The sequence below is a fragment of the uncultured Bacillus sp. genome, from assembly GCF_958411575.1.
GTDB classification, from domain to species: domain Bacteria; phylum Bacillota; class Bacilli; order Bacillales; family Bacillaceae; genus Bacillus; species Bacillus spizizenii.
This window is the reverse complement of record NZ_CATYRA010000016.1, coordinates 42,864-55,277: the sequence shown is the minus strand read 5'-3', so window position 1 is coordinate 55,277 and position 12,414 is coordinate 42,864. Positions and strand designations below refer to the sequence as shown.

Here is a 12,414-nt window from a genome sequence, read left to right as displayed (position 1 = left end):
GCGCCGATGGTAGTCGGGGGTTTCCCCCTGTGAGAGTAGGACGCCGCCAAGCAAGGTAAAACCCAGCTCATTGAGCTGGGTTTTTTGTTTATTAAGGTCATTAAAATCAAACAAATACAAACACCGACAGCTTATATAGTCCATATACTGATTTCAAGTTTCAAAAAGATCTAAATAGTGTATACAATATCCGGTTTAAGGGAAGGCTAATTGTACGGAGGTGGGGACGATGGATGAAACTGTTAAACCTAATCATACATGTGTGATTTGTGATCAAGAGAAGAATAGAGGTATTCATCTTTATTCGAAATTCATATGCTTAGATTGTGAGAGAAAAGTAATTTCTACATCAACTTCCGATCCTGACTATGCCTTTTACGTGAAAAAATTAAAGAGCATTCATACACCGCCATTATATTCTTAGACCTGAAAAGGTCTTTTTTTGTACTCTTTCATAAGGAATGGGTTCATAAAAAGAAGATGAAACTTGTTTAGGTATAGAACGTAGTAGATAATAATATTAAAACTGAGTATATACACAGGAGTCGATTATCTCATGCAGAGATTTCTTCACTTTTTGATATGGAGTTTAACAGGCAGTGCGACTTTTGTTTTCATAGGGGTTTTGTGTTTTTTCGGTTTAAATCAGTCGCTTTTCCTATCTTTTGTTTATGGGCTCGCTTCGGGAGCATTCGTATATACAGCTGGCATTTGGAATGCGAGACGCTTATTTCTTAAAAAGCATTCACTGACAGGAAGAGAATATGCCTACATTAAGAAAAACCTCGAGGAAGCAAGGCAGAAGATCATACGCCTTCGGAAAGCTTTGTTTCAGGCAAAAAGCATTCAAATGTTTAAACAAAATGCAGAAATGCTGAGACTTGTCAGAAGGATTTATATCCTCACCAAAAAAGAGCCAAAGCGGTTTTATCAGGCTGAGCGCTTTTTTTACCAAACTCTCGATTCGGTTGTTGAATTGACAGAGAAATATGCCTTTCTGTCATCTCATCCGAAAAAAAGCAAAGAACTGTCGATATCGTTGAGTGAGGCTCGTATCACTCTTGCTGAATTGACCAAGCGTTTAGAGGAAGATTTAACTCAAGTAATGGGTGATGAAATTGATGAACTGCAATTTGAATTGGATGCAGCAAAGCATTCATTAAAGAAATAATGGAAGAGGGTAAGAGCGATGAACCGAGATCAAAGCGACCTTCATATAGATAAATTATTGGCGGACCCTTTTGGTGATATAAAGATACCTAAGGTGGAGGCTGTAAAAGCAGAGAAGAAGCAAGTACGCCTTGTTGATGTTCTTCCCGAGGAAAACAAGGAAAAAGCAATTCAGCTCGCTGGGCAGATCGATCATAAAAATATGCAAAGTATTGTCTTATACGGTTCACAAGCTCAGTCTAAACTGCTGAATTTTTCTCATACCATGATTGATCATGTTCAAAAAAAGGACGTCGGAGAGATCGGTGACATTCTTGGAGAGCTGATGAAAAAGCTGGAACAAGTAAATCCTGATGATCTTCAGTCTAAGAAAAAGGGTTTTTTGGCACGCATGTTTGGAAGGGTATCGAATTCTCTTCAGGAGGTGCTGTCTAAATATCAAAAGACCAGCGTACAGATAGACAGAATCAGCTTGAAACTGGAGCACTCTAAAAATGCTTTAATCAGTGACAATAAGCTGTTAGAGCAGTTATATGAAAAAAACAAAGAATATTTCACCGCGCTGAATGTTTATATTGCTGCAGGGGAACTGAAGCTGGAGGAATTAAAAACAAAAACGATTCCTGAACTGAAGCAACAGGCCGAATCAAGTGAGCATAACCAAATGGCCGTTCAGGAAGTGAACGATTTGATTCAATTTGCTGACCGGTTAGATAAAAGGGTGCACGATTTGCTGCTGAGCAGGCAAATCACAATCCAAAGTGCTCCGCAAATCAGGCTGATTCAGAATACAAACCAAGCATTAGCTGAAAAAATCCAGTCATCCATTGTGACAGCAATTCCGCTTTGGAAAAATCAAGTGGCAATTGCGCTGACGCTTTTACGGCAGCGCAATGCAGTGGACGCGCAACAGAAAGTATCTGATACAACCAACGAGCTTTTGCTGAAAAATGCGGAGCTTTTGAAAACCAATACAATTGAAACCGTGCGGGCAAATGAACGAGGTCTGGTTGATATCGATACTTTAAAGAAGGTGCAGGAAAGCCTAATCAGTACGCTTGAAGAAACGCTGACCATACAAGAAGAAGGCCGAATCAAACGCCGTCAGGCAGAAGAAGAACTTATGATGATGGAAGGCGATCTGAAGTACAAGCTGCTTATGATGAAGGAAAGGTAGTTACCAGTAAGTCTAGCTTTAAGTTCAGTCAGAGGCACGATATAATAAAGTGTGAGAAGACACATTCAAAGGATTGTTTTAATGAACACACCTTTATATAAAGCATTGATTCAACATGCGAGAAGAAATTCTCATTCATTTCATGTTCCGGGACATCACAATGGAGATGTCTTTTTTGATGACGCTAAGTCGATATTCGATCCGCTTCTCACTATTGATGTAACTGAGCTGGCAGGACTGGACGACCTCCATCATCCTTCTGGGGTGATTAAGGAGGCTCAAGAGCTTGTCAGTCAGTTATATGGGTCGGCGGAAAGTTTTTTCCTGGTGAATGGTACGACTGTCGGTAATTTAGCGATGATTTTATCTGTTTGTGAACCGGGTGAAACAATTCTGGTTCAAAGAAACTGTCATAAATCTGTATTTCATGCTGTTGATTTGGCTGGTGCTGAGCCGGTTTATCTTGCACCTGACATTGATGAAGCGATGCATGTCCCTACGCATGTTCCACTTGATACAATTAAAAAAGCCTTGGCAGCATATCCAGATGCGAAAGGCTTGGTGCTGACCAATCCGACATATTACGGGCATAGTGCTGATTTGACCGAAATCATTTCAGTGGCCCATCATTACGGGATTCCTGTTTTGGTGGATGAAGCACATGGCGCGCATTTTGTTTTGGGGAAGCCTTTTCCAGTTTCAGCTTTGAAAATGGGGGCAGATATCGTTGTTCAGTCGGCTCACAAAACGCTGCCTGCCATGACGATGGGTTCTTATTTGCACCTAAACAACGGCTGCAGAGTTGATCGGAATCGGGTGGCAGAGTATCTAGTCCGTTTGCAAAGCAGCAGCCCGTCTTATCCGATCATGGCATCACTAGACATTGCCCGCGCTTATGTGCAGCATATTATAGAAGAACGAAAGCTTTCTGACATTCTGCAGCGAATACAATCACTTAAACAAACGTTTGATTTACTTACTAATGCAGAAGTTGTCAAACCGGCTGATCCGCGGATGATAACGGATCCGCTAAAGCTCACAATTCGTTCAAAACGGGGCCATTCCGGGTATACGCTGCAAAACATATTAGAGCGTGCCAACATATTCACTGAGCTTGCTGATGAAAATCAAGTACTGCTCGTTCTTCCATTGGGAGGAAAGCGCAGAATAAACGCTGAAACGATTAAAAGCATTGATGATGAGATTGAAAAAACGCCTCCGGATCAGTTGTTTGTTTCTGCAGAATGGGGAGTGCAGCCTGTTACTGTTTTGCCTTATCAAAAAAAGGTCTTACAAACGTTCAAGAAAGAATATGTGGACTTTGATGAAGCAGCAGGCCGGCTGAATGTAGAGGATATCATCCCTTATCCTCCGGGTATACCGATGATCATGTCGGGAGAAAGAATTACAAAAGAAAGTGTGCAAAAGCTCAGCCGCTTGATCAGCATGAAAACGCATGTTCAAGGGAATATGAAAATCAAAGAGAAACAACTACTTGTTTATATAGAAGAGGGGAAATCATGAGCGGTTTATTTATTACATTCGAAGGTCCTGAAGGTGCGGGAAAAACGACTGTTCTGCAGGAAATCAAAAACATACTGATAGCAGAGGGCCTTCAGGTTACAGCAACTCGAGAGCCAGGCGGCATAGATATTGCAGAACAAATTCGAGAGGTTATTCTGAATGAGAACAACACTTTAATGGATCCAAGAACAGAAGCTCTCTTATATGCGGCTGCAAGACGCCAGCATTTAGTTGAAAAAGTAAAACCTGCTTTAGAGCAGGGGCATGTTGTTCTTTGTGACAGATTTATAGACAGTTCGCTCGCGTACCAAGGGTATGCAAGAGGGCTTGGGATTGATGAGGTTCTGTCAATTAATGAGTTTGCCATCGGAGATATGATGCCCCATGTAACAGTGTATTTTTCAATTGATCCGGAAGAAGGCCTGAAACGTATTCACGCAAACGGCTCGCGGGAGAAAAACAGGCTCGATTTAGAAAAATTAAGCTTCCATACAAAGGTACGGGAAGGTTACCAAGAGCTGATGAAGCGATTCCCGAAAAGATTTCACCCAGTTGATGCCAGCCAATCCAAAGACCTCGTGGTTCAGGACGTCCTAAAAGTGGTCAATGAAGCGTTGAAAAAAATTCAATTGTGACCTGTTTCCCAATAGTTGATATAATAATGTAAACGAGATCATTGTTGTTTCCAATCTAAAGGAGGCCTTCACAGATGAAATTGATAGTGGCAGTTGTACAAGATCAGGACAGCAACCGACTTTTGAAAACCTTAACGGATCACAACTTTAGAGTTACAAAGCTTGCGACGACGGGAGGATTTCTTAAATCAGGCAACACAACGTTTATGATTGGTGTCGAGGATATACGAGTCGATAAAGCATTGAGTCTCATTAAAGAAAACGGACAGAAACGTGATCAGATGATTGCCCCTGTATCTCCAATGGGCGGAAATGCTGATTCATATGTCCCTTATCCAGTAGAAGTTGAAGTTGGCGGAGCGACAGTATTTGTCCTTCCAGTCGATGAATTTCATCAATTTTAAGGATTTGAAACTGTGAAAATTAATAAAGATATACGTACATTTATAGATAATAAGCAGCTTCCTTCTGTGAAAACATCTGAGATCACAGCGTCGTTTAAAACATCGATGGAAAACCAAAGCAGCAAATTGAAATTTGATCAGCTTACCAGGCTGTTATCGGATATAGAAGCGTTTGGAAAAAGACTGACGAAATCCCGGAATTTTAAAGACTTAGCGAGATTTAAAGGACTTGTGAAGCGTTTTGTCAAAGAAGCTGTAGACAGCGGCCTTTCACACGAAACGTCGAAAAGCTTTGACCTATATGGAAACAGCAGAACGCTGGGACTTGTGAAGGAAATAGATGACAAATTAATACAGCTTACGGAAGAGATGATGGATCAGGAAAAACCGGCAATTGATTTGCTGGATCGTATTGGCGAAATAAAAGGTTTATTGATTAACCTTTACACATAGAGAGTGATATAATGGCAATATCCTGGAAGGAAATGAACGAGCTTCAGCCCAGAGTGATGAAGCTTTTATATAATAGTATTGAGAAGGACAGACTATCACACGCTTATTTGTTTGAGGGGAAAAAAGGAACAGGCAAGCTTGATGCCGCGCTGCTTCTTGCGAAAAGCTTTTTTTGCCTCGAGGACGGCGCGGAGCCTTGCGAGAACTGCCGAAACTGTAAACGGATAGAGTCAGGGAACCATCCTGATCTTCATCTTGTTCAACCTGATGGTTTATCGATCAAAAAGGCACAAATTCAAGCGCTGCAAGAAGAGTTTTCTAAGACAGGGCTTGAATCGCATAAAAAGCTGTATATTATTTCTCACGCAGATCAAATGACAGCAAATGCGGCAAACAGCTTGCTGAAATTTTTAGAAGAACCGAATAAAGACACAATGGCCATCCTCATCACTGAGCAGCCCCAAAGGTTATTGGACACCATCATTTCAAGATGCCAAACCCTTCCTTTTCAGCCTTTGCAGCCGAAAGCAATTGAAGATAGACTGATTGAACAGGACGTCTTGCCTCATATGGCAAGACTTCTGGCCAACATGACCAACAATGTGGCAGAAGCAGTCGAATTAAGTCGAAATGATGAGTTTGCAGAGTCTAGAGCGAAAGTGATAAAATTGTATGAAGTCCTACACCAGCGGAAAGGACATGCTTTTTTCTTTATTCAAGATCAATGGATGCCCTTTTTCAAAGAAAAAACCCATCAAGAAATGGGTCTTGATATGCTCTTATTGATATATCGTGATGTGTTGTCCATCCAAATAGGAAATGAAGATAAATTGATTTATCAAGACTTATTCCAATCAATAAAACAGCATGCGCTACAATCAACACAACAAAGCGTTACGAATCAGATACTTGCTGTTTTAGAAGCAAAGAAACGGCTTCATTCCAATGTGAATGTACAAGGATTAATGGAGCACTTGGTGTTAATGTTGCAGGAGGGATAAGCTTGTACAATGTAATTGGTGTCCGCTTTAAGAAAGCGGGTAAAATATATTATTTTGATCCGAATGGATTTCATATAGAACAGGACAGCTGCGTAATTGTAGAAACTGTCAGAGGCGTTGAGTACGGCCAGGTCGTGATTGCAAATAAACAGGTGGATGAGCATGATGTCGTGCTGCCCCTTCGAAAAGTGATACGTGTGGCTGACGAACGCGACCTTCTTATCGTAGAAGAAAATAAACAGGAAGCTTTATCAGCATTTGACATCTGCCAAAAGAAAGTCATTGAACATGGCTTGGATATGAAGCTGGTCGATGTTGAATTCACGTTTGATCGTAATAAAGTCATTTTTTACTTCACTGCTGACGGCCGAGTAGACTTTAGAGAGCTTGTAAAAGATTTGGCTTCTATCTTTAAAACAAGGATTGAACTGCGCCAAATCGGAGTAAGAGATGAGGCGAAAATGCTCGGAGGAATCGGTCCTTGCGGAAGAATGCTTTGCTGTTCAACGTTCCTTGGAGATTTTGAACCCGTTTCCATTAAAATGGCCAAGGATCAGAACTTGTCTTTAAATCCTACGAAGATTTCAGGTCTTTGCGGACGTTTGATGTGCTGTCTAAAATATGAGAATGATGAGTATGAGACGGCAAAAGAACAGCTTCCGGATATAGGAGAAATGATTACGACAGCAAACGGTCCCGCAAAGGTCGTTGGACTTAATATTCTGGAACGGGTGCTTCAGGTGGAACTGATAAACCGTGAAAAAGTGATAGAATATACTTGGGAAGAGCTCTTGGAAGAGGGCGTCGTATCCGCACAAACCACAGATTAACGAGGTGTGGAACCTTGGATAAAAAAGAGTTATTTGATACAGTCATTAACTTAGAAGAACAAATTGGCTCACTGTACCGGCAGCTGGGGGATTTGAAGCAGCATATCGGTGAGATGATTGAGGAAAATCATCATTTACAGCTTGAAAACAAGCATTTGCGCAAACGGCTGGACGATACGACGCAGCAGATTGAAAAGTTCAAAGCTGATAAAAAAGAATCAAAAACACAGAAGACAGAGCAAACTGATATAGGGGAAGGATATGATAATCTGGCACGGCTGTATCAAGAAGGATTTCATATCTGCAATGTTCACTATGGAAGTGTTCGAAAAGAAGATTGTCTTTTCTGTCTGTCATTCTTAAATAAAAAATAAGGAAAAGGCTTCCGCATAAGACGGGAGCCTTTTTCAAAGGTACTGAAAGGATAAGAAGATGGTTTCATTACGTGATGATGAAAGATTAGATTATTTGCTGGCAGAGGACATGAAAATCATACAAAGTCCAACGGTGTTTGCATTTTCATTGGACGCTGTGCTTCTGTCCAAATTTGCCTACGTTCCGATTCAAAAAGGAAAAATCGTTGATCTATGCACCGGCAATGGCATTGTGCCGCTTCTGCTCAGTACAAGATCAAAAGCAGACATTCTTGGAGTTGAAATTCAAGAAAGACTCCATGATATGGCTGTTCGCAGTGTTGAGTATAATAAGCTGCAGGATCAGATTCAGATCATACATGATGATCTGAAAAACATGCCGGAGAAGTTGGGACATAATCGATATGATGTTGTCACCTGCAATCCACCGTATTTTAAAACGCCGAAACAAACTGAACAAAACATGAATGAGCATCTTAGAATCGCAAGACATGAAATTCACTGTACACTGGAAGATGTCATTTCAGTCAGTAGCAAGCTGCTCAAGCAAGGAGGAAAGGCAGCCCTTGTTCACAGGCCGGGACGGCTTCTGGAGATTTTTGAACTGATGAAGGCTTACCAAATTGAGCCGAAGCGTGTGCAGTTTGTTTATCCGAAGCAAGGAAAAGAAGCCAATACCATTTTAGTTGAAGGCATAAAAGGCGGGCGTCCGGATTTGAAAATTCTTCCCCCTTTGTTCGTTTATGACGAACAAAATGAATATACAAAAGAAATCAGGACCATTTTATATGGAGACAAATAATCATTTCTTCTACGTCGTGCAGTGCAGGGACAATAGCTGGTATGCCGGGTATACCAACGATCTGCAGAAACGGGTAAAAACACACAATGATGGAAAGGGCGCAAAGTATACAAAAGTAAGACGTCCGGTTGAATTGATTTTTGCCGAAGTTTTCACAACAAAGCGGGAAGCCATGCAGGCGGAATATTATTTCAAAAAACTAACTCGAAAGAAAAAAGAGCTTTATATAGAAGAAAAGCGGAACAGCAAGGAGGCTGTATATGTTAAGGCGCCAAATGAGCTTTAATGGAAAGTCGGACATGGGGATTCTTTATTTGGTCCCAACCCCAATTGGAAATTTAGAGGATATGACATTCCGGGCGATCGACACACTGAAATCAGTGGATGCGATTGCTGCGGAAGATACGAGACAAACGAAAAAACTTTGTCATGTATATGAAATTGAAACACCGCTCGTTAGTTATCACGAACATAATAAAGAGAGCAGCGGCCACAAAATCATAGAATGGCTGAAGTCGGGAAAAAACATTGCTCTGGTCAGTGATGCTGGGCTGCCGACGATTTCTGATCCTGGGGCGGAAATCGTGAAGGATTTTACAGAGATAGGCGGTTATGTTGTTCCGCTGCCGGGAGCAAATGCTGCATTAACGGCTCTAATCGCTTCAGGTATTGTACCGCAGCCTTTCTTCTTTTACGGTTTTCTCAACAGACAGAAAAAAGAAAAGAAGAAGGAGCTTGAAGGTCTTAAAAAACGGAAGGAAACGATCATCTTATATGAAGCGCCCCATAGATTGAAGGAAACTTTGTCAGTGATGGCAGAGATATTAGGCGATCGGGAAATTGCTGTAACGCGCGAACTCACAAAGAAATATGAAGAGTTTATCAGAGGCACGATATCCGAGGTCATTGAATGGGCAAACGAGGATCAAATACGCGGTGAGTTTTGTCTCGTCATAGAAGGCAGTAATAATGAAGAATCGGATGAGGAAACACAATGGTGGGAAGCCCTCACGGCGAAAGAACATGTCGAACATTACATCTCGAAAGGCGCTACTTCTAAAGAAGCTATTAAAAAAGCAGCAGTCGATCGCAATGTTCCAAAGCGTGAAGTGTATGATGCTTACCATATTCAGCAATAAAAAAACGTTCTTGTGTCATAACAAGAACGTTTTTTGTATAAGAAATGATTATTTAAGGTTTTGAAGCTGGTTTTGGATTTCGCTGATGATTTGCTCAGCGCCTTCTTTACTAAGAACCAATTTACCGCCTGCAAGTTTAAGGTTATCATCAGAAACTTCACCAGTTACTTGGCAAGTCATGTTTGGTTTATATTTTTTAAGGATGATTTTTTCGTCATCAACATAAATTTCAAGAGCATCTTTTTCTGCGATTCCAAGAGTACGACGCAATTCGATAGGAATAACTACACGTCCTAGCTCATCAACTTTACGTACAATACCAGTAGATTTCATAAACTTTCTCCTCCCAAGAGATGATTATTTGTTTAAATTATATTTTTCTTCGTCATTATTCGACAAAATCCTTACCTTCATAGCATAACAAGGTTTCCAATAATCGTCAATCATTTTGTTTGCTATTGATTGTAAGAATTAGTTCTTATAGTCAGTAATGTATCAGAAACTACTGAAATAACAGCTTTTTATAAATTTTCAATAAAGCTATTATCCTACTAAAAATCCTTTTAAATCAAGACTTTCGAACCAAGGTTTTTTATTTCATTTGATTATATACGACAAAATTCGACATGAACAGACTTTTTTTACTTTCATTAAAGATTTTTAATTTTAATTATTCTTTTTCAGGGTATACGTATATATTCTTGATCTTAAAGGCTAAGATGGTATCATAGATAAAGGATAAATATAAATAATAATCATATATGATTTGCACTTATCGCCGCTCTCGTCCTTTGGGCGGGAGCTTTTTGACATTCTGATTGGGAGGTTTCAAGATGCCGCAAGAAAACAATACATTTTACATTACAACACCGATTTATTATCCGAGCGGGAAATTACATATCGGCCATGCATATACGACAGTCGCGGGAGATGCGATGGCACGCTACAAAAGATTAAAAGGGTTCGATGTTCGCTATTTAACAGGAACGGACGAGCATGGACAAAAAATCCAGCAAAAAGCTGAACAGGAAAACATTACACCTCAGGAGTATGTGGATCGTGCAGCGGCAGATATTCAGAAACTGTGGAAGCAGCTTGAAATCTCAAACGACGACTTTATCCGTACGACAGAAAAACGGCATAAAGTTGTGATTGAAAAGGTGTTTCAAAAGCTTCTTGATAACGGGGACATCTATCTTGATGAATATGAAGGCTGGTACAGTATTCCGGATGAAACGTTCTACACGGAAACTCAGCTGGTTGATATCGAGCGAAATGAAAAGGGAGAGGTCATCGGTGGTAAAAGCCCTGACAGCGGACACCCAGTTGAATTAATCAAAGAGGAATCTTATTTCTTCCGTATGGGTAAATATGCGGATCGTCTTCTGAAATACTATGAAGAAAACCCGACATTTATTCAGCCGGAATCACGCAAAAACGAAATGATTAACAACTTTATCAAGCCTGGACTTGAGGATTTGGCTGTATCACGTACCACTTTTGACTGGGGTGTGAAGGTGCCGGAAAATCCAAAGCACGTTGTATATGTTTGGATCGACGCGCTATTTAACTATTTAACAGCACTCGGTTATGATACAGAAAATGATGAGCTTTATCAAAAATATTGGCCTGCCGATGTTCATTTAGTCGGTAAGGAGATTGTGCGATTCCATACCATTTACTGGCCAATTATGCTGATGGCTCTGGATCTGCCGCTGCCGAAGCAAGTATTTGCGCATGGCTGGCTTTTGATGAAAGACGGAAAAATGTCGAAATCAAAAGGAAACGTTGTAGATCCGGTTACATTAATTGAACGCTACGGTTTAGATGAGCTTCGTTATTACCTGCTTCGCGAAGTGCCATTCGGATCAGACGGTGTATTCACGCCGGAAGGTTTTGTTGAGCGGATTAACTATGATTTAGCGAATGATTTAGGAAACCTATTGAATCGTACGGTTGCGATGATCAATAAGTATTTTGACGGACAAATCGGTTCTTACAAGGGTGCCGTGACGGAATTTGACCAAACGCTCACTTCAGTCGCTGAAGAAACAGTGAAGGCTTATGAGAAAGCAATGGAAAACATGGAATTCTCGGTAGCTCTTTCGACATTATGGCAGCTAATCAGCCGCACAAATAAATACATTGATGAGACAGCTCCATGGGTGCTTGCCAAAGATCCGGCAAAAGAAGAAGAACTGCACTCAGTTATGTATCACCTTGCTGAATCATTGCGTATTTCAGCAGTGCTGCTTCAGCCGTTCTTAACAAAGACACCAGAGAAAATGTTCGAGCAGCTGGGCATTACTGATGAAGCTTTAAAAGCTTGGGATAGCATTACAACTTTCGGCCAGCTGAAAGATACAAAAGTACAAAAAGGCGAGCCGTTGTTCCCTCGTTTAGAGGCAGAAGAAGAAATTGCTTACATCAAAGGGAAAATGCAGGGCTCAGCGCCAGCTAAGGAAGAAACAAAAGAAGAAGAACCGCAAGAAGTTGATCGTTTACCTGAAATTACGATTGATCAATTTATGGATGTAGAACTTCGCGTGGCTGAGGTCATTCAGGCAGAGCCGGTGAAAAAGGCGGACCGTTTATTGAAGCTGCAGCTGGATCTTGGTTTTGAAAAACGCCAAGTCGTATCCGGCATTGCGAAGCATTATACGCCTGAAGAGCTTGTTGGGAAAAAACTCGTTTGTGTAACAAATTTAAAACCGGTTAAACTGAGAGGAGAGCTTTCTCAAGGTATGATCCTTGCAGGGGAAGCAGACGGCGTATTAAAAGTCGTGTCTATCGATCAGTCGTTACCAAAAGGCACAAGAATTAAATAATGATAAACAAAAGGTGTTTCACGTGTAACAATTCGTCGAACACCTTTTGTGTTTCGACAAGAAAGGAGTTTTTGACT

15 protein-coding genes are annotated in these 12,414 nt (G+C 40.8%); 14 read left to right on the top strand and 1 reads right to left on the bottom strand.

What is annotated here, in order from left to right; translation table 11 throughout:
- Positions 1-229: 229 nt before the first annotated feature.
- The 13 genes from csfB (at position 230) to rsmI (ending at position 9,509) form a co-directional block, all read left to right on the top strand.
- A complete protein-coding gene (csfB, locus tag Q5C82_RS19465; protein WP_003218290.1) occupies positions 230-424 on the top strand; it encodes an anti-sigma-G factor in 195 nt (64 codons plus the stop codon).
- Positions 425-556: 132 nt separating this feature from the next.
- Positions 557-1,171, top strand: coding sequence for a 5-bromo-4-chloroindolyl phosphate hydrolysis family protein (locus tag Q5C82_RS19460; protein WP_003218291.1), 615 nt, complete (start codon positions 557-559; stop codon positions 1,169-1,171).
- Between the two features lie 18 nt (positions 1,172-1,189).
- Complete coding sequence (locus tag Q5C82_RS19455) at positions 1,190-2,347, top strand: toxic anion resistance protein (protein WP_003218292.1); 1,158 nt, start codon at positions 1,190-1,192, stop codon at positions 2,345-2,347.
- Positions 2,348-2,428: 81 nt separating this feature from the next.
- A complete protein-coding gene (locus Q5C82_RS19450; protein ID WP_003218293.1) occupies positions 2,429-3,871 on the top strand; it encodes an aminotransferase class I/II-fold pyridoxal phosphate-dependent enzyme in 1,443 nt (480 codons plus the stop codon).
- Positions 3,868-4,506: a dTMP kinase gene (gene tmk / locus Q5C82_RS19445; protein ID WP_003218294.1), complete on the top strand. Its 639-nt coding sequence runs from the start codon at positions 3,868-3,870 to the stop codon at positions 4,504-4,506. The genes Q5C82_RS19450 and tmk overlap by 4 nt, the downstream gene beginning before the upstream one ends.
- 74 nt (positions 4,507-4,580) lie before the next feature.
- Complete coding sequence (gene darA / locus Q5C82_RS19440; protein ID WP_003218295.1) at positions 4,581-4,910, top strand: cyclic di-AMP receptor DarA; 330 nt, start codon at positions 4,581-4,583, stop codon at positions 4,908-4,910.
- A 12-nt stretch (positions 4,911-4,922) separates the two neighbouring features.
- Positions 4,923-5,363 (top strand): YaaR family protein, encoded by a 441-nt coding sequence (locus tag Q5C82_RS19435; protein WP_003218297.1) that lies wholly within the window; start codon positions 4,923-4,925, stop codon positions 5,361-5,363.
- Positions 5,364-5,374: 11 nt separating this feature from the next.
- Positions 5,375-6,364: a DNA polymerase III subunit delta' gene (gene holB, locus Q5C82_RS19430; RefSeq protein WP_003218299.1), complete on the top strand. Its 990-nt coding sequence runs from the start codon at positions 5,375-5,377 to the stop codon at positions 6,362-6,364.
- 2 nt (positions 6,365-6,366) lie between these two features.
- Entirely contained in the window at positions 6,367-7,194 is an 828-nt protein-coding gene (gene ricT, locus Q5C82_RS19425) for a competence/sporulation regulator complex protein RicT (protein ID WP_003218300.1), read from the top strand.
- 14 nt (positions 7,195-7,208) lie between these two features.
- On the top strand, positions 7,209-7,568 hold the full coding sequence (gene yabA, locus Q5C82_RS19420; RefSeq protein WP_003218308.1) for a replication initiation-control protein YabA: 360 nt from the start codon (positions 7,209-7,211) through the stop codon (positions 7,566-7,568).
- A gap of 58 nt (positions 7,569-7,626) precedes the next feature.
- On the top strand, positions 7,627-8,370 hold the full coding sequence (locus Q5C82_RS19415; RefSeq protein ID WP_003218310.1) for a tRNA1(Val) (adenine(37)-N6)-methyltransferase: 744 nt from the start codon (positions 7,627-7,629) through the stop codon (positions 8,368-8,370).
- Positions 8,357-8,656, top strand: a complete 300-nt coding sequence (locus tag Q5C82_RS19410; RefSeq protein WP_003218311.1) for a GIY-YIG nuclease family protein — start codon at positions 8,357-8,359, stop codon at positions 8,654-8,656. Before Q5C82_RS19415 ends, Q5C82_RS19410 begins: the two co-directional genes overlap by 14 nt.
- Positions 8,631-9,509: a 16S rRNA (cytidine(1402)-2'-O)-methyltransferase gene (gene rsmI, locus Q5C82_RS19405; RefSeq protein ID WP_032727259.1), complete on the top strand. Its 879-nt coding sequence runs from the start codon at positions 8,631-8,633 to the stop codon at positions 9,507-9,509. The genes Q5C82_RS19410 and rsmI overlap by 26 nt, the downstream gene beginning before the upstream one ends.
- A 48-nt stretch (positions 9,510-9,557) precedes the next feature.
- Here rsmI and abrB read toward each other — a convergent pair whose 3' ends face one another.
- On the bottom strand, positions 9,558-9,842 hold the full coding sequence (gene abrB, locus Q5C82_RS19400; protein ID WP_003218316.1) for a transition state genes transcriptional regulator AbrB: 285 nt from the start codon (positions 9,840-9,842) through the stop codon (positions 9,558-9,560).
- 500 nt (positions 9,843-10,342) lie between these two features.
- Between abrB and metG the strand changes: the two genes are divergently transcribed.
- On the top strand, positions 10,343-12,337 hold the full coding sequence (gene metG, locus Q5C82_RS19395) for a methionine--tRNA ligase (protein WP_003218318.1): 1,995 nt from the start codon (positions 10,343-10,345) through the stop codon (positions 12,335-12,337).
- Positions 12,338-12,414 lie beyond the last annotated feature (77 nt).